The sequence below is a fragment of the Variovorax sp. JS1663 genome, assembly GCF_002157355.1.
Taxonomy (GTDB): domain Bacteria; phylum Pseudomonadota; class Gammaproteobacteria; order Burkholderiales; family Burkholderiaceae_C; genus Variovorax.
In genome coordinates, this window is the sequence record NZ_LYMK01000027.1 from 59834 (window position 1) to 77688 (window position 17855).

General features: G+C 63.6%; 14 protein-coding genes and 1 pseudogene. 4 read left to right on the forward strand and 11 right to left on the reverse strand.

The annotated features are described in order from the left end of the window. Window positions 1-295: 295 nt before the first annotated feature. The 4 genes from A8M77_RS21720 to A8M77_RS35410 form a co-directional block, all read right to left on the reverse strand. The gene (locus A8M77_RS21720; RefSeq protein ID WP_202820645.1) at window positions 296-1090 is read right to left on the reverse strand and encodes a Spy/CpxP family protein refolding chaperone; all 795 of its coding nucleotides are present in this window, start codon (window positions 1088-1090) and stop codon (window positions 296-298) included. Window positions 1091-1234: 144 nt separating this feature from the next. After that, entirely contained in the window at window positions 1235-1543 is a 309-nt protein-coding gene (locus A8M77_RS35405; protein WP_143694713.1) for a hypothetical protein, read from the reverse strand. A 434-nt stretch (window positions 1544-1977) separates the two neighbouring features. Next, window positions 1978-2286: a hypothetical protein gene (locus A8M77_RS21725; protein WP_143694714.1), complete on the reverse strand. Its 309-nt coding sequence runs from the start codon at window positions 2284-2286 to the stop codon at window positions 1978-1980. 132 nt (window positions 2287-2418) lie between these two features. Continuing rightward, a complete protein-coding gene (locus A8M77_RS35410) occupies window positions 2419-2805 on the reverse strand; it encodes a hypothetical protein (protein ID WP_143694715.1) in 387 nt (128 codons plus the stop codon). Between the two features lie 248 nt (window positions 2806-3053). On the opposite strand from A8M77_RS35410, the pseudogene A8M77_RS36930 reads away from it, so the two are divergent. Beyond that, a pseudogene (locus A8M77_RS36930) lies at window positions 3054-4031 on the forward strand (IS3 family transposase); the annotation flags it as partial. A 94-nt stretch (window positions 4032-4125) separates the two neighbouring features. On the opposite strand, the gene A8M77_RS21740 reads toward A8M77_RS36930, so the two are convergent. Then, window positions 4126-4458, reverse strand: coding sequence for a copper-binding protein (locus A8M77_RS21740; protein WP_086923596.1), 333 nt, complete (start codon window positions 4456-4458; stop codon window positions 4126-4128). Window positions 4459-4557: 99 nt separating this feature from the next. Here A8M77_RS21740 and A8M77_RS21745 point away from each other — a divergent pair, with 99 nt between their 5' ends. From A8M77_RS21745 to A8M77_RS35415, 3 genes are all read left to right on the forward strand, one after another. After that, window positions 4558-4986 carry a DUF1622 domain-containing protein gene (locus A8M77_RS21745; protein WP_086923597.1) on the forward strand — a complete coding sequence of 143 codons (429 nt, stop codon included), beginning with the start codon at window positions 4558-4560 and terminating at the stop codon, window positions 4984-4986. Between the two features lie 383 nt (window positions 4987-5369). After that, window positions 5370-7061, forward strand: coding sequence for a phospholipase D family protein (locus tag A8M77_RS21750; protein ID WP_086923598.1), 1692 nt, complete (start codon window positions 5370-5372; stop codon window positions 7059-7061). Between the two features lie 486 nt (window positions 7062-7547). Continuing rightward, window positions 7548-7934 carry a DUF4148 domain-containing protein gene (locus tag A8M77_RS35415; protein ID WP_158100967.1) on the forward strand — a complete coding sequence of 129 codons (387 nt, stop codon included), beginning with the start codon at window positions 7548-7550 and terminating at the stop codon, window positions 7932-7934. Window positions 7935-8332: 398 nt separating this feature from the next. Here the strand turns inward: A8M77_RS35415 and A8M77_RS21760 are convergent, their stop codons facing one another. The 6 genes from A8M77_RS21760 to A8M77_RS21785 all read right to left on the reverse strand — a co-directional run bounded on the left by A8M77_RS21760 (window position 8333) and on the right by A8M77_RS21785 (window position 17790). Further along, entirely contained in the window at window positions 8333-9607 is a 1275-nt protein-coding gene (locus tag A8M77_RS21760) for an MFS transporter (RefSeq protein ID WP_238136912.1), read from the reverse strand. A 13-nt stretch (window positions 9608-9620) separates the two neighbouring features. Continuing rightward, the gene (locus tag A8M77_RS21765) at window positions 9621-12020 is read right to left on the reverse strand and encodes a heavy metal translocating P-type ATPase (RefSeq protein ID WP_086923600.1); all 2400 of its coding nucleotides are present in this window, start codon (window positions 12018-12020) and stop codon (window positions 9621-9623) included. Between the two features lie 63 nt (window positions 12021-12083). After that, window positions 12084-13667: an oleate hydratase gene (locus tag A8M77_RS21770; RefSeq protein WP_086923601.1), complete on the reverse strand. Its 1584-nt coding sequence runs from the start codon at window positions 13665-13667 to the stop codon at window positions 12084-12086. 372 nt (window positions 13668-14039) lie between these two features. Continuing rightward, window positions 14040-14927, reverse strand: coding sequence for a ribose-phosphate pyrophosphokinase (locus A8M77_RS21775; protein ID WP_086923602.1), 888 nt, complete (start codon window positions 14925-14927; stop codon window positions 14040-14042). Beyond that, window positions 14924-16435, reverse strand: a complete 1512-nt coding sequence (locus A8M77_RS21780; RefSeq protein ID WP_086923603.1) for a thymidine phosphorylase family protein — start codon at window positions 16433-16435, stop codon at window positions 14924-14926. Before A8M77_RS21780 ends, A8M77_RS21775 begins: the two co-directional genes overlap by 4 nt. Beyond that, window positions 16432-17790 (reverse strand): MBL fold metallo-hydrolase, encoded by a 1359-nt coding sequence (locus tag A8M77_RS21785; RefSeq protein WP_086923604.1) that lies wholly within the window; start codon window positions 17788-17790, stop codon window positions 16432-16434. Before A8M77_RS21785 ends, A8M77_RS21780 begins: the two co-directional genes overlap by 4 nt. Window positions 17791-17855 lie beyond the last annotated feature (65 nt).

A 17855-nucleotide genomic window follows, 5' to 3' on the forward strand; every position in this document is an offset into this window, starting at 1 on the left:
GGGGCGCCGGCACTTGGAGCGGACGGGGATGGACCGGGATTGGACGGCTGCGCTGCGCCGGGATGATGAGACTCGTGCTCGGTCTCTCTTGACTGAGCTGCAGCGGGCGAGTTGCCGATCAGAGAACCCAGCAATGCCAGACAAGCAAGTCGCTTGATCGGGCCCCTCAATCGGCCCGGTAAGCGCCTCGCAAAGAGTCGATGGACAGGAATAGATGACATCGCGTCGAGAAGCTTACAACCGCTGCGAAAGAACTCATGCGCTGAGATTCCCTGTGCCTCGGTAAGAGTTCTAATCACTCCATCTTCATCGGCGCGGGCATCGCGGGCGCCTGTGCCGGCTTGCCGGTAGCGGGCGACGGCCCACTTGGCTTGGTGCCGAGCAGTGCTTTTTGCTGATCAGAGGTAAGCACCTTTCCCGCCTCACCGACCGCCCTGATGAAGGCGACGCGTTGGTCGCCGCGAAGCTTCTCTATGGCGCGAACCTTCGCTTCGATCTTGGCGGAGTCCGGTGTATCGGCCGCCGTCAGCATCCAGAGCTCCTGTTCGGCGTCCTCGACCCGACGATCCGAGCTCGTCCGATCCAGCAGAGTTTTTTCCTTGATCCGGTTCAGAGCGGTCTGCTGCTCTGTCGAGAGGGTGATGTGCTGAGGATGATCGAGAAAGAAACCGGTCGCGCCAACGTGGTACAGGTGGGAGGCACCAGGAAACCCGGGCAGACTTGCAGAGGGTGCCATATTGCCCATGCCGCGCCGCGCCGGCATGGATCCACGCATGCGACCCATCATGTCTGAACTCGACGGAGCGGCCATAGGGTCTTGCATACTGCCGGAAGAGTCGGTGCTGGGCATAGGGCCATCCGAAGGCATGTTGCTCTTCATCATTCCATCGCCCATCCCACCCTTTTTCTCCATCTTGTCCATGTCATCCATCATCGCAAGACGGAAGCCGGAAGATAAAGCTTTAGGTGAACGCAGGCCGCTCCACGCCCCATCATCATTTGGATTCGCCGCTTGGGCCGTAGGTGATCTAGCCCATAGCGGGGACGAAATGGTAAGCGCAATGGTGACCGCCGTTGCGGCGGTGACCAAGCTAGTCTTCGAATACTTGCTCGACATTTTTAGCACCTTTTCGGTTGACGGTGAAGCCCACTCTGCTTGCCTAGCTCTCGAATTCAAGGCGGCTTTCGGCCCTACGAGTGGGGAGGCGTCCCTATTCGACGCAGCAGGCACCGTTTAGGGTTGGTTCTTGTGAAACTGCGCGTGGTTGTGCGACGGCTTTTTCTTGACCTTTTCACCAGAAGCGGATTCGGCGTTGTCATGGCCGCACGGCGCTCCCGTAGCCTTCGAAGCGCTGCTGATCCCGAAACCCTGTGCGTCAACATGGTCGTGACGCTTCATCGGCGCTTTGCCGCAACCGCTTGGAACAGTCGCCGAGTTCGCCGGTGTCGGCATTGTTGCCGCCGGTTGCTGCGCATACGCGGGAATCGCCGCAATCGTCATCGCGATGCCGATTGCAGATGAGACATAAAGTAGTTGCTTCATGGTAGAAGTCCGGGAAGAGTTGGTGGAACAAGGGATGAAACGTGTAGCCGGCCTGGTGGTTCAGCGGCGAAATCAGTCATGGATGCATCTTGGGGCGCACCTAACGCACGGCCTTTGATACAGATCAAGTTCGAAGCATCATTCCGCCCCTTTCCCACCAACATCTATTGGCGGCAGAGCCCTATCATCAACCTAGGTGCGGCACACAGGTCAAGCGGCTGGCGTGGCGCGGCAGCGCTGGGTATTTCGGCGCCTCGTCGGGTGGGGGCAATTGGACTTTGCGGAATGTGGGAACGCTTCGCGGCACGCCCGTTCAGCGCCTCGACGCCTGGGGATCAACGGCACTCCCACCCTTCACCGTCTTGCTCGGTATACAAACCTCGGGCGAGAAGCCCGCTGCATGGGATCTGGTGAGCGCGGCAGCGTCGATCTTGTCACTTGACGAACTTGACCTCGGCCCAGGCGGTGGCACGTACCTGAACCGGGGTTGCGATCACAACGCGGCGTACCATCGGCGCCAGTAGCCGCTCGATAGCCGCCGTGTCGCTGGTTGACTTGAGCACTACGTCCTCTTGCTTGCCCAGCAACTCGGCAAGTTTGAGCACGGCTTCACGCTCCATCGCGAAGCAGCGAAGCAGCCGCATGCCACGCAGCAGCTGAAGAGAACAGATCCGACCGATCGCACGAGGAAGTTCCAATTGGCTGTCGCCGGTTGCCTTCGCGCGGGCCAACGCTTCGCTCATGAGCCTGATCCCGGGCTCCGCTTGAGGGCCACGAGTCGCATGCCCACTGAAGTACATCCCCGGACTCGATCCCTCGATCCGGCTGACTCAAACTTGTAGTGTCCAATCCGCTGAGATCCCCACCGGCCTCAGTCAGTTTGCCGGCTTCGCCATTTGCCGATGGATCTTCGCAATAAGGAGATTCTCGTTGGCTGTGTGCTCGTAGCTTCGGGCTAGGTTCTCACAGTGCTGAGCCAATGTCTCGTGTACTTCTACACCGCTTGCGGGAGTTCTATTCCTACGGTACGTGATCGCATAGCCAAAATGCCGCTTTGCCGTGGCTGCATCGATGGCCGCTTGCCGCTCGTACTCGGCTGCGATGGCTCCATGATCCAGTTCGCTGACTGCCCTCTCCGAACGGGCCGGCATAAGCACCGAATTTTCCGGCGGGCGCGAAGCGCATCCGGCCGCAATCATCAAGGTTCCGACAGATGCGGCGATGGCAAGTCCTCGTAGCAACGCGATTCGCTTGGTCATCATGATCTCCTTTGAGGTTGAACGCGCGGCCGAAGGGGGTGGCGGATCCTTCAATCCCCGCAAAAATGAACGATGCGCAAACTGTCGTACAAGCGCCGGAAAGAACATTGATAAATATCAATCGATAGCGATGTTGCAGCGCCGTAGCTTCCTTCGAGGCTCAGCAGCACCTGAGTGGGTCCCGGTTGTACCTTCGGCTAATGACGAACGCCGCAATCGCGGCCCCCGGATTCGCGGGAGAATGCGGGGTGATACGCGATGCGGCGGCCGAGCCGCAGCATGCATTCCTCGGGCAAGGGGTGATGAAGCCCGAGCAGGCCGAGCTGGAGCGTTTGAGGAAGGAGAACGCCAACTGCGGATGGAGCGTGACCTATTGAAAAGAGCCGCGGCCTACTTTTCCAAGGAGTCGGGGAAAGCATCGAGGAAGCTGGCTGCTGTCATTGATGTGCGAGGCGCTCGGTGTCTGGGCACGCCCCGAAGCCAACGCAGTCTAGACGACGAGGTGCTCGGCAGCCAGGAGTGTCAGAGTCTCCTGGGCGGCGACCGCACGTATGGTGCTCGACGGGTCTGGCACAACGTGCTGGCGTTGGGTCAGCGGTGCGGATTGCACCGCATCGAACGGCTCATGCGAGAACAGGCGCTGCGCGCGCGGCCACGACGCGAGGCTTGCCGCAGGACCGTGGGGCACGCAGCCCCATCCCCGGCAACGTGCTCCACCGTCACTTCCAGGCCGATGCGCCCAACCAGAAGTGGATGGCCGACCTCATCTACATCTGGACGCCCGAGGGCGGGCTCTACGCAGCCGCTGTGCTGGACCTGTACTCGCCTCGCATCGTCGGCTGGTCGATGCAGGAGAGCATGGCCTCGCAGCTGGTGGCCGACGTTACTAATGATGACCGTGTGGCGCCGCGGTAAGCCGGTTGCGCTGCTGCATCACTCCCGACCAGGGCAGCCAGTACACCAGCGAGCACTTCCAGAAGCTGCTCAAGGAGCAAGGCAGCGCCTGCAGAATGAGTCGCCCGGGCGAGGCTGGGGCAACTCGGCGGTGGAGAGCTTCTTCAGCTCGTTGAAGACCGAGCGGACGGCTAGACTAGGAAGGTGTACAGGTCCGGGAGCAGGCACGCGCTGACGTGCTCGACTACATCGAGTGTTTCCACAATCCGACGCGTCGTCATTCCACGCTCGGCTACGTCAGTCCAATCGAGTTCGAGAAAGCTCTAAAAGCTTAGGTCGGTGTCCACGAAATCGGCAGCAGCCCAGGCCTGCCCGCCCGCCTTCTAACTTGGCTCCATGCCCCCGTTGTGTCGGCCGGGGGCGGACAGGTCAATTTCGCTTGCGAAGTCGGACCACCGTAAGATCCGATCCGGATTTTTCTAGATCGAAGGCGACCTTGTCGCCCTCCTTGAATTTGCCCAAAGTCTGGTTGTTCTTGAGTTTGAATTCATGCTTTGCTGGCGGCATCTTGAGCTTGTCGATGGTTTCGTGTTCCAGCGTAATTTTCTTTCCTTGCGCATCGATGCCGGTGATCACGCCAATGCCGGAACTGCGGACGACTCCGTGCTGGCGGCCGGGTTCGTCGTGGCGTTGAGCGAGCGCGTCGGTCGCGAGGACAGTGCTGAGGGAAAATATGGCCGCAGCCAAGACTGTAGACTTCATTTTGGCTCCTAGACTAACGATTGCACCATGGGATGGCGGTTTGAAAAAGCAAGAACTAGGCCATCTTCGTCGGAAAAATGCGCCTTTGCGCCTGATGTCATGAACACCTTTCGCGAAGTGATGGAGTGGGTGGGGCTGGCGTTCGATGCTACTGGTGTTTTGGTGATTGCGGGAGGTGTCCTGATCGCTGCAGGGCGGCTGGCCGCTGGGGCTTCAGGTGCAAAAGCGATGAGTGTCCGGCGCTTCCGGCAGGACTTCGGCGGCGCGATCGTGCTCGGCCTTGAATTTCTGGTAGCGGGCGACATCATCCGCACTGTCGTCGTGGCGCCGACACTGGAAAACGTTGCCGTGCTGGCGATCGTAGTTCTGATTCGCACTGTTCTGAGTATGGCCCTGCAGGTCGAGATCGAAGGGCGCTGGCCTTGGCAGCTTCATGACCGTGATTCCGCCCCTATCCAAGCGTGTTCGCAGTTCTCGACAGGCGCCGATTCAAAATCGGCTGGCGAGGAACTCAAAGATCGCAACTAGTCTAGTTGGATCCGTGCGCGAGATCGTCACGGAAACCGACAGGGTGCGAAGTAAAGCCCTTGACGTGCCCCGCCAGCGTCGTTTCATCTCAAGGAGCCCGCCTATACCCGACTTGGCCGAGGTTAGGGTCACCAAGTTCCCAATCCACAATGGCTACGCGACGTGGCTCAAGTTGTCTGGCGTCCTCAGGCAGCATTGTTGGAGGACGAATTCTGGGGTGATGCGTTAGGCGCTGCCGTCAGTCCGGCGTTGCACACAGAAGACCAGAAGACCGGCCGGGTGCCCAGTGTGGCGAAGTGCCGCTGGCCGGCGCAGGGAATGGCTGATGGTCGGTTCGAATCTCATCCAAGGTCTTGGACGGTTTGCGATTTCGGCCGGCGTCGATGTTCGACTTCGATCCGATAGCATCGTGCGGTGCGACTTCCACTTCACTCGCGACTGTCGTGGGAGCGGATGCCCCGTATGGAACTACTGCAATGGCCTTAAATATCCCCCTCCGCTATCTTGGATGGCCTCGGATCACTCTTGCGGCTGCGTTGTGGCTGCTGCTGACGATGACAAGCGGCTGCGCAACTGGGCGGCTGGATGTTCCTCGTGTGCCGTCGCGTGCAATCGTCAACGTCGAGCGCACGACGCTCGGACGCGCTTTTGCTGAGCAGGCCGCGCCCTATCCCGGGATGTCCGGCTTCCAAGTCCTTGCCTCCGGCCATGCGGCCTTTGTTGCCAGAGCTGCATTGGCTGACGCAACCGAACGCACGCTGGACCTGCAGTACTACAGCGTTGGTGATGACCTGACAACCGACCTGCTGTTGCTGCGCATCATCGCCGCGGCCGAGCGGGGCGTTAGGGTGAGGATTCTGCTCGACGATATCAACGCGCGGACGCGCTCCTTCGCGCGCCGTGCAATTGCCGCACACTCCGCGATCCAGGTGCGGCTGTTTAATCCCTTCTTTTCGGGTGGCACGTCGAGCCTCGTGCGACTGAGCGAGTTTGTGCTTGATGGCGCACGGCTGAATCGCCGGATGCACAATAAGCTCTGGGTGGCGGACAATGTGGCCGCGGTGGTCGGCAGCCGCAACCTCGGAGACGAGTACTTCGACGCCAACGCTGCGTCCAACTTTGCTGATGTGGACTTGCTGGGCGCCGGGCCGATCGTGAAAGAGCTATCGCACGCTTTCGACGCTTACTGGAACAGCGCGGCGGCAATCCCCATGGAGGCGTTTACCGAACGTCCCGACGCCGCCGAAGGCGAGCAGGTGCGGCAGTCATTGCGCATGCGCGCCGCGAATTGCCACGGTCTCGCGCCTTGCGACTGGCTGGCGCAAGACAGCCTGCTTGACGCCTTGCGGTCTGCAACCGTTCAGCTCTCATGGGGGCGTGCCCAGCTGACCTACGACCAGCCCGACCAAGAAAAGAGGGGCGTGGCCTCCGGAATAGAGCACGGATCGATTGACGACCGTGAAGGTGGTTCTCGCACAGCGGCCGAACTGCTGATGATGTCGCCGTATTTTGTGCCGAGCGAGGATGGAATGCGCCACCTGGCGGAGATGCGCGAGCGCGGCGTGCGCGTAGCCGTCCTGACCAACTCGCTGGCCTCCACAGATTCGCCGGCAGCGCACGCAGGTTACGCGCGTCATCGGATGGCACTCCTGCGCAATGGGGTGGAGTTGTTCGAAATGCGTCCACGGCCGGATGTCCAGCACCGCTTGCCGCATCGTTGGGGACGTGCGTCGGCCGCCAGCTTTCACGCGAAAGTCATCGTGCAGGATCGTATGCGCGCCCTAGTTGGCTCGCTGAACCAGGATCCACGCTCACGACTACACAATACGGAGGCTTGGATCACTGTCGACAGTGTCGAACTGGCGGGCGAATTGGCGGCGTTGTTCGACGAAGGAGCCGATCCTCATCATGCCTTCGAGGTCGCGCGACGCGAGGCTGGCGGCGAAGCAGCGCTCGAGTGGAGAGCTGAGGAGGGTGGGGAGATCGTGACGCACGATGTTGAACCCATGACAGACTTTGGGCTGCGGGTTTGGCGAGGCATTCTGGGTGTACTGCTCCCCGAGCACATGCTTTGAAGCGCCTGCGCAGCGCGCTTCAACGCACCCGCCGCCGCAATGACGGTGCGACAGCCTGAGCAGCGCAGGCGAGCTCGCGAGGCTGGTCTGAGCTTCGCTTCGTCCATCCGTGGAATTGAAACTCAACACTCGTTCTCCCGGTTGGCTGGGTCGAGCTCGACGGCGCCGCCGCTGGACCGACCGTGCACTTCTGAACTCGCTGTTTGCCGTGCTGCCGTGCCACTTGCAGACTTCAAGACGAAGTTCGGAGTTGCGAGGCGCAGAGGCGCATAACCACTCGTGTGATCCATGGCAGAACGGCCATGAATGGGGAAAACCGTCCAGTCGTGTCTCGTTGGCTTGATCTTGATCAAACCATTGAAGACCGCACACTCCTATTCTTTGCTCAGCGTTGGTAATCGAACCGGGTGAGGACCGAAGCCCGACGCTAACCTACGTGTAACCACGTTTTTTCCGGAAGCATTCCCCTTGGAGATTGTCATAAAATTGAATCACATCACCCTTGCTGCAGCCCTCCTGACTGTGCTCGCCGCCCCCGGTGCATCTGCGCAAGGCGCCGACGGCGCCAAGCCGAAGTCGCGCGAAGAGGTAAGGACTGAAGCGATCCGCTCGCATAAGGACGGAACCATGCGACATAGCGAAGCGGAACCGAAATCTGAGCCATTCAGATCGGAGAAAAGCCGGAAGGAAGTGAGCGCCGCAGGAGTCCGCTCCCACAAGGACGGCACCATGCTGCATAGCGAGGCTGAGCCGAAATCCGAGGCGTTCAAACCAGGGAAGAGCCGCAAGGACGTAAAGGCTGAGACGATCCGCTCCCACAAAGACGGAACCATGCTGCATGGCGGGGAGGCGGCTGCGCCGGAGGCGAAGTAAACAAAGTGTGGCGCGCGGTCGAGCGCGGCTCTCGACCAGCTTTCGGGAGCGGGCCGGCCAGTATGTACAGGCTCACGTCAACGTGCCCTCGAAGGGATCGCGATCCTGGCGGGAAAATGTCGACCAAGAAGAACAGCGCGAGGAATGTAGGTCGCCGTCAGGCCCCAAAGTGAATCCCTCCGAGCCCGCGCTCGCGTCCAGATGCACCATAAACGGGAGCTGCAGCGGCAGATCGCCCTGTAGCCCAACGCGCCTGTGAAGTCTGGGCTCGCGAGGAGCGCTGCTGCGCAGTCTCATGCCACGGCACCCGGCAGCCGGCAGCCGGCAGCCGGTGTCGTGGCAGGGATCCTTGCACCGGTGAGATCACGGTCGCGCGCGGCGCGGTGTGGCGTCACCCATCATGACCCCACGTTCAGGCCGGCGGCGACCTCGCCACTGCGTGCCGGCCCCCATGATGCGAGCGCGATGGCGGCCCCCAGCACAAGAATCAGCGCTGCCGCCCAGAATGGCGCTGCCGGCTGCCACGCGAAAAGCGACCCGGCACTCACCGAACCCAGCGCCTGCCCGAGGTTGCCGGCCGCTGCCTGCCGGCCAAGCAGTTCCCCGCGCGCGGCTGCATGGCGCTCGAGCAGCTCGTAGGACAGTACCGGTCCGACCATGCCGACCCCAGTGGACACCACGACGATCAGCAGGCCGAGCGCCGCGGCGTCCGGTACCGCAAAGGCGAAGGTCAACGCGAGCGCCGAGGTGCCGAACGCGGCCGCGACCCAGCGTTCGTTGATGCGGCGGCGCACGCCTTGCAGGAGCAACGTGGACTGCGCTGCCAGCATGGCCAGGCTGCAGGTGACGAACATAACGGCCATCGTGCCGCTGGCTAGGCCCAGCGTCTGCCCGCCGAACAGAGTGAAGCCGACTTCAAAGGTACCCACCGCAAACGAGGCCAGCAGTGCCATGCCCATCGAGGCGCGAACGAACCTCCGGCGGTCTGGCGACAACTGAGGTGGCAGGTTTCGCTCAGGCGTAGCGCGCTTGCGGCCCAGGCCCCACGGGATGAGCACCAGCAATGGGAGCCCGCCCAACACGATGGCAAACGCGGGCCAGTTGACCATTTCAAGCATGCGCCCGACCGGCATGCCCATCACTGGCCCGGCGATCCAGGTTCCGAAGGCCGGGCCGGCGAGAAAGCCGATGAACGACGCGCTGCCGAGCAGCACAAAGCGGCGGCTGCGCACCTCCGGCGTGCTGATGTCGTCGACGTACGCCTGTGCTGTCGGGACAATTGAGGCGGCACCTGCACCGGCCAGGAAGCGAGCGGCATACACGACCATCAGGTTCGGTGCCAACGCGGCTGCAGCGCCGCCGATCAGGAATGCTGCGAAGCCCGCGGCCAGTACGGCGGAGCGGCCATGCCGGTCCGAGAGTCGACCCCACAACGGCGCGAAGAGGAACAGCGCGAAGGTGTAGACGCCGCCCAGCATGCCAACGTGCCACGCGAGCGCGGACGGCGTCGCCCCGTCGAGGTACAGCCTCAGAAACAGCTGCAGCAACGGCAAGCCGGCGCCGTAGCCGAGCGCGACGACGAATACCATCGCTCCGAGCAGCAACATCGCCCGGCCCGCCGCCACAGTTGCGTCGGGCGATGCCGGCGCATTGAGGGCTGCTGTCTTGACCATGCCCGCGCCGCCTTCAGACCGCAGCCGGAGCGGTCTGCCTGGTGTCGCCCGTTGTTCCTGGAGTCGCCCGGACCCGGCGGATGCCGGTCAGCCGAGTGCGTTTGAGCATCAGCGCGTTGATGGCCACCAGCGCGGAGCTTCCCGACATCGCGATGGCGGCCACCTCCGGACTGATGGTGAACGGGTAGAACACGCCGGCGGCTAGCGGGAACGCCACCACGTTGTATGCCACCGCCCACCACAGGTTCTGGTGCATCTTGCGCAGCGTCGCGCGCGACAGCTCGATGGCGCCGACCACATCGAACGGGTCGCTCTTCATGAGCACCACGTCGGCGCTCTCCATCGCTACATCAGTGCCCGCACCGATCGCGAAACCAACATCGGCCTGCGTCAGCGCCGGGGCATCATTGATGCCGTCGCCGACCATGCCGACGTTCTTGCCCTGCGCCTGAAGTTCCTTGACCTTGGCGGCTTTGTCGCCGGGCAGCACATCCGCGAGGACGATGTCGATGCCGAGTTCCTTGGCGATTCGATCGGCGGTGGCCTGGTTGTCGCCCGTCAGCATCGCCACCTGCACCCCTTTGCCATGGAGCGCCTTGACGGTCTCTGCCGAAGAAGGACGCACCGCGTCGGCGATGGCGATCAGACCGATCAGCCGGCCACCATGGGCCACATGGACCACCGTGCGTCCCTGACCTTGCAGGTTGCGCGATTGAGCCTCCAAGCCATTGAGGTCGATGGCGTTCGCGTCCATCAACGGGCGATTGCCGAGCAGTGCTCGTTGGCCGCGAACGACGGCTTCAGTTCCCATGCCATCAATGTTGGTGAACGCGCTCACCTCTTCGAGCGGCAGGCCCCCGGCACGTTGGAGGACAGCCAAGGCCAGAGGATGCTCCGAGAGCTTCTCCACCGAGCCCGCGATGGTCAGCAGCGCATCGACGCTCGTGCCAGGTGCCGCAACGAGGTCGACCACCTCGGGCTGACCGAGCGTCAGCGTGCCGGTCTTGTCGAAGATCACCACATCGAGCTTAGTGGCGTCTTCGAGCGCTGCGGCGTTCTTGAACAGAATGCCGTTCATCGCCCCCAGGCCCGTGCCAACCATCACCGCCATCGGCGTGGCCAGTCCGAGGGCGTCGGGACACGCGATCACGAACACAGTGATGGTCAGCGTGAGGGCCAGCAGCACGGGCTGGCCGAGCACAAAGTACCACACGCCGAAGGTCGCGAGGCCGATCAGGAACGCCACTACCACCAACCACTGCGAGGCTTGGTCGGCCAGCAACTGCGCCGGCGCCTTGGAGTTCTGCGCCTCCTGCACGAGTTTGACGATCTGCGCCAAGGCGGTGTCGGCGCCGACCTTGGTGGCGCGGTAGCGGAAGCTGCCGCTTTTGTTGATGGTGGCGCCGATCACGCTGTCGCCGACCGTCTTCTTGACCGGCATCGACTCGCCGGTGAGCATTGATTCGTCCACCTGTGATCCGCCTTCCAGCACCTCGCCGTCAACGGGTATCTTGTCGCCGGGGCGGATGAGCACGATGTCACCCAGCAGCACGTCGGCCGTCGCGACCGTGGTCTCGACACCATGGCGTACGATCGTGGCTTTCGGCGGTGCCAAGTCCATCAAAGCGCGTATCGCCTCGGAAGCACCGGCACGCGCCCGCATTTCGAGCCAGTGTCCGAGCAGGATGAACACCAACAGCACCGACACGGCCTCATAGAACTGCGCCCCTTCGAAGAGGAAGGTGGCTCCGACGCTGAACAGGTATCCGGTGCCGACGCTCAGCACGACCAGCACCGCCATGTTGAGCACGCCGTTGCGAAGCGCGCGCGTCGCGGCGACGAAGAATGGCCATGCCGGATAGATCACCGCACCTGTGGCGAGCATGAACAGCCACAGTTTCAGGTCGAGGCCGAACGGCGGACTCAGCTTGATGAAGTTCATGCCCATCGGGGCATAGAGGAAAATGGGCACCGTAAACGCGAGGCAGATCCAGAATCGGTTCCTCATGTCGCGTGCCATGCCGCGCGCGTCCATGCCGAGGCCATGCCCCATCTCGTGAGCCACGACATCCATCGTACCGTGGTCCATCGTGTGCCCAACTGCGCCCGGCTTCGCGCCCGGGGCCACATGCCCTGCGTGCTCGTGCTGGTGCGGCTTGCCCGCCTCAGCGTGCGGCACGCAGATATGGCGAGGTGTGGCCTCGCCGCCGCAGTGGTAGCCGCATGCTTCGATGGCGATGCGAATGGCCTCTGGCGTCGTCTGGCGCGGGTCGAAAGCCACGCTGGCCGAGCCGGCCGCGTAGTTGACCTGGGCTGCGGTCACGCCGGGCAGGCGCGACAACTGCTTCTCGACCCCATGGGCCGACATCGACGACACCATGCCGCCGACCTCGAAGTTCAATGTGGTGTTCATGCGGGCTTCATTCTCAAAGGGCAAGGCAACCGCGCCTCCAGGGTGGCCGTTGCGACCGGACATTCATCCCATCAGCGTCTTCAGTGCGTCGAGGGCCACCATGGGCTCGGCGAGGGCGTGGTAGATGGGCGGGATGTCGCGTTTCAGGCCGAGCAGTCCGTAAACACCGTGCATCGCCGAACGCACTGAATACTCGACCGTGAAGACCACGTCCTCCGGGATTTCGACGTACTGGCCCAGCAGCGCATAGTTCTTCGCGCCGTGCGGGATCACCGGCGGCCGGTCGGTCACGTCGCGCCGCGAGAACTCGCTGGTGATGTAGGGCATCATCACCGGGATGACGGTCGTGCTGCGGCGCACCTCGTCGAGGATGTCCTCAAATCCCAGTTGGTGCATCAACTCAGTCAGGATTTCCTGGCCGGTCGCCTGCGCCATCGACTTGTCAATGTAGTCCCCCTTGTTGTCGATGAAGAGTCCATAGCCCCAAAGCGTGAACACATCGTCAGGCTGACCAGCGAAGTGCGGCGGACGCGGCACCACGATGGACATCAGCCAGCTGGAATCCTTGAAGGTCATCAGGCCACCGGTGCCGGGCTTGTTGCCGGTGAATTCCTCGATCCGGCGAATGAGAGCCGGCGTGCGCATCGTCAGCGTGAAAGACTCCCACTTGCTCTCGTCGATGTTGCCGCTGAAGGCGTAGGGTCGACCAAGACCCGGCAGCTTCCGTGCCATCGTCTCCCACAGCCTCCAAGCACCATCGGTCTTGTCGCGCACGAGCTGGGGTGCGTGATCGTTGTCTCCCAGGCGCGAGTCGGCGGTCATTGAGCCGATCGTGATGAACGCATAGTCCCGCAGCCCTACCGCGTACGAAAGCTCCTTGCCTTGGCGCGTGCAATGGATCGCCGTGATTCGCTGGCCGTCGCTCTCGGCGAGGTCAACATCGATCACCTTGGTTCCGTACTCGAACTGCACCCCCTGGTCGGTCAGCCACTTCTCGATCGGACGGACCAGCGAGTCGTACTGGTTGAATGCGCTTCGCCGCACGCCCGCCAGGGTGTGGATCCTTGGAAACTCTTGCATAAACCGCAGCATGTAGCGCCTGAGTTCGATGGCGCTGTGCCAGTTCTGGAAGGCGAAGGTGGTGCGCCACATCGCCCAGAAGTTGGTCGCGAAGAAATGCGACGAGAAGCAGTCCTCGATGCGCTTGGTTCCGATGATTCGCTCGGGCATCGCCAGCAAGCGCATGATCTCGAGGCGATCTTGCAGGTTGAAGCCCAGATCGGTGGCATCGAGGATCGTGTGATCCTTGCCGATGAGGCGCGCATGCGAAGCTGAATGCCAAGCCTTGTTGAACGCCCAGATGTCGTCCTTGACGGATCTTGTCGGATTGGCAAGCGTTGGGATCGAGTCGAGCACGTTCCACAGACAGACGTATGCCTCTTCGGTCCACATGCGGCCCCCGCGGGTGACGTACCCTTTGACCGGGTCGCCCGAGCCGTCCAGGGCGCCGCCGGCCACCTCCAACTCTTCCAGGATGCGGATGTTGGCACCGCAGAATCCTCCATCGCGGATCAGCAGGACGGCCGCGGACAGCGAGGCGATGCCTCCGCCGATTAGGTAGGCCTTGGCCGCGTCGGTTGTGTTCATCAATGTTCTCTCCCATGAGTCAGGTTGAACAAGTTGGCCCGGCCAACCGACCGGACGCGGTGGCGCTGGGCGGATAGGGTGGCAAGGAGCGTCTGGCGCCGCGCCACGCAAAGTGGAGGTAGATGACCGCACTCATCGACACGGCGAACAGGCACCACGCCGAGATGAATCCACCTGGCGTAGAAGTCGTACGCCGCGCCGGACGACAGCAACGCCAGCGTGAGATGTGCCCAGTGAACCACCACGCCCTCGCGCTCCAGGCGAGATCGCGCCAGGGTAAGGGGGCCCCCAGTGCGAGCAGGACCGTCGCGAAGCGACCAGCCAGATTGGAGCGGACGGATGACATGGCAACTCCAGGATCATCTATAGGCATCAGGGCAAAAACGCGCGCACGCCGGCGGCAATGGCCGCAGTGAGCGAGATGCGATTGGACGCGTGGCGGATCGTGTCGCAGCTGACGATGTCGCGCGCGCCGGCCGCGCGCAGTTCCTCGAATGCCGTCTGAGCGAATACCGCGTGGACCGCCACGCACACGGGTGCGACGAGCCCGGCCCGGCGCAGGTGGTCGATCGTTTCGATCATGGTGCGGGCAGTCGAGACGACGTCGTCCACCAGCACGGGCGTGTGCGACCGCCAACGCTCGACGTCCGGTACCGATACTTGGACATCGCGGTCGCCGCGGCGCGTCTTGGTCAGCACGACGAAGGGTGCATCGGACTGCTGTGCCACATCGCTGACCCACTGGGCGCTTTCCTCATCGGGGCCGATCAAGAGGGGATTGCGCACCTGCGCCCGTACCCACTGCGCCACGCTGTCCGCGGCATGGACGACACGTGACGGGACGCTGTAGACCTGAGACAGGTCCGGTATCCTGTGCAGGTGCGGATCGACGGTCACGATCCAGTCGACATAGTGCGAGATCCAAGCTCCGACATGCTGGGCACTGATCGTCTCGCCCGGATTGAACCGACGGTCTTGCCGCATGTAGGCCAGGTAAGGCACGACAAGGCCCGCTGACAACGCGCCCGCCTCACGGACCGCCGCCGACAGCAAGAGTAGCGGCACCAGCTTGTCATCGGGCCGGTCCAGCGTGCAGGCGATGAGAGTGTCTCGTCCTTTGATCGCTGACTCGATGCGCGCGTAAGACTCACCGTCAGGAAAGCGCCGTACCGTGGCCGCGCCGCGTTCCAGCGAAAGGTGAGCGGCCAGCTCGTCGGCGAGCTGCTCGTTGGCCGGCATCGCGACCACGACCGGCTTCATGGCGTCACCTCGTCGCCCAGCGTGACGACAGGATGGGAATCGAGGTAGCTGCGGGCGTAGGCCAGCTCGCCAGGCGCCTGCGCATACAGCGTGAACAGCGGCATGCCGCGCTCGACAGGGTCCCCCAACCGCACATGCAGCACGAGGCCGGCGGCCGGCGCACCCGGGGCGCCGGCGAGCTTGGCGATCCGTGCGAGCCGACGGTTGTCGATGCCGCAGACGTAACCGGTGCGTTCGGCCACGATCGGCTCGCGCAGTGGAGCGACGCCGGGCTCGCGCAGCCCGCCTTGCGCTTCGCAGATGGCCTGGAACTTGTCCCAAGCGGCGCCGCTGTCCAGCAGGTGGCAGGCCTCGGACCTGCCCGTGCCGGGAGTGCTGTGGCCGCAGAACTCGAGCACTTCGCCGGCCAGAACCAACGCGCGCATGCGCAGGTCCACCGGCGCCGCCGCCGCGCCGCGCAGCACGGCAAGAACGTCATGCGCTTCGAGCACGGGGCCTACGCCTCGCCCAACCGGCTGGGCGCCGCGCGTACGTAGCACGCGCAGTTGCAGCCCGTGGGCTACAGCAACTTGCTCTAGCAAGGACTGCAGCCGATTGGCGTCCTCCTCGCTGCGCACCTTGGCAGTCCGACCCACCGGGATGTCGATCAGGGCGTGCGTCGCTCCGGCGGCGATCTTCTTCGACAGCACGGAGGCGACGAGCTGGGCGTCGCTGTCAAGGTCGAGCGGGCGCTCGACGCGGATCAGGATGTCGTCGGCTGGGCTCAGGGTCAGCGCCCCGCCCCAGACAAAGCAGCCGCCCTCGCGATCCACGACACGCCGCATCGCGGTCAGACTGAGGTCGACGCGCGTCAGCGTCTCCATCACGTCGGCCGTCCCCGCGGGCGAGGTGATCGCGCGCGACGAGGTCTTGGGCATCGTCAGCCCGGCAGCCGCCGCAATGGCGACCACAATCGGCGTCGTGCGGTTGCCAGGCAGACCGCCCACACAATGTTTGTCGGCGATCGGCGTACGCCCCCAGTCGATACGGTCGCCGGCCTTGACCATGGCGCTTGTCAGGTCGATGGTTTCCTGCAAGTCCATGCGCCCGCCGGCGCAGGCGCTCAGGAACGCAGCGATGTGCATGTCGGAGTAGCGGCCTGCAGCCACGTCACCGACGATGGCGTCGAGCGCCATGGTGTCGAGCCGGTGGCCGTAGATCTTCGAGCGCATCGCGCTCAGCGAATCGAGCGTCGGCGCGTGCGCCACCTTGACGGGATCGTTCGCTGCGGCGCCTAGAGCCTGCCATGCGCGGGTCGACAGGCTGGCTTCGCCCGGCGCCAGCAGTTCGCTGTCGACCACGTTGAGCGTCGCGATGATGCGGTGCTCCCGCAGCGCTACCTCTACACGCGTCTGGGCTTCGAAACCTTCGGCCCTGCAGACATGACAGTCGCGTCGCATGTAAATCACATGCTCCTGCAGCGTGTCGATGCCAAGCAGCCGCAGGCGCAAGCCGGATGCATCCATCATGCAACCTCCACGCTTTGGCCCAGCCAGGGCACCGTTGCGAGCCATCCCAGTTCACGCTCGATGCGTTGCCGCAATGCGTCGGCCGGACCCGGTTCGCCGTGGTTGAGGTAGATGCCGCGCGGCCGCTGGGGCGCGGTTGCCAGCCACTGCACGAGCTGCTCTGCATCGGCGTGCGCCGACATGCCGGGCAGCGACACCACCTCGGCATTGATGGTCACATCTTCGCCGTGGATGCGGATGCGGCGCTCGCCGGCTACGAGGTGAGCGCCTCGCGTGCCGCCCGCCTGATAGCCGGCGAACACGATGGTATTGCGGCGATCCGGGCCTAGGGCTTTCAGGTGATGCAGCACCCGGCCGCCGGTGGCCATGCCACTGGCCGACACGATAACCGCGGGGTAGCGCAGCGCATTCAATGCACGCGATTCTTCGACAGTGCGCGTCATCTCCGCGACCTGGCACATGCCGCTGCATTCCTCCACCGACAGTCGGTGCTCCGCGCGATGCCGATGATAAATCTCGGTCATGTCGATCGCCATCGGGCTGTTCAGGAAGACCGGTAAGTCAGGGATGGCGGCACGGGTCTTTAGACGATAGATCGCGTAGAGCAGGGCCTGAGCTCGCCCCACCGCAAAGGCAGGGACCACCACGATGCCGCCGCGTGCCGCCGTGCGCCTGATCACCTCGCCCAAAGCGGCCTCGACATCCTGCATATCGTGCAGCCGATCACCGTAGGTTGACTCGATCACCACATGGTCGGCGCGTGCTATCGGCAACGGGGCCCGCATGATGCGATCGTCGGGGCGGCCCAGGTCCCCCGAGAACAGAACCGTCGTGTCGCCCGTGGTCAGCTCGACCGAGCTGGCGCCGAGGATGTGACCAGCCTGCCGCAGGCGCAGTTGCATGCCTCCCGTCACATCCCCTGGCTGCTCTAGCGGCAGCGGCTCGAGACGGCGCAACGCGCGCTGCGCGTCCTCCTCTGAGTACAACGGCAGGGCCGGTTGGTGCTTGGAGAGCTTGTGGCGGTTGGCGTACTCGGCATCCTCTTCCTGGATTCGCGCACTGTCGGGCAACAGGACCCGGCACACGTCGATCGTCGACGGTGTCGCGAAGACCGGCCCGCGAAAGCCCCGCTTGACGAGCAGCGGCAGTGCTCCCGCGTGATCGAGGTGTGCGTGCGTCAACACCACGGCATCGAGCTTCGTCGGGTCGAACGGGAACGGCTCCCAGTTCATGGCGCGCAGGTTCTTGTAGCCCTGGAACAGGCCGCAGTCGACAAGCAACTGCTTCCCTTCGTGCGTGACGAGGGTCTTCGAGCCGGTGACCGTGCCGGCGGCACCCAGGAAATCGAGCTTCATGGTCTGGTCCTCGGGGCGGGTTCTTGGCGCGGTCGACGCTCCCGGCCGGTCGCGTGCGTGCTGGC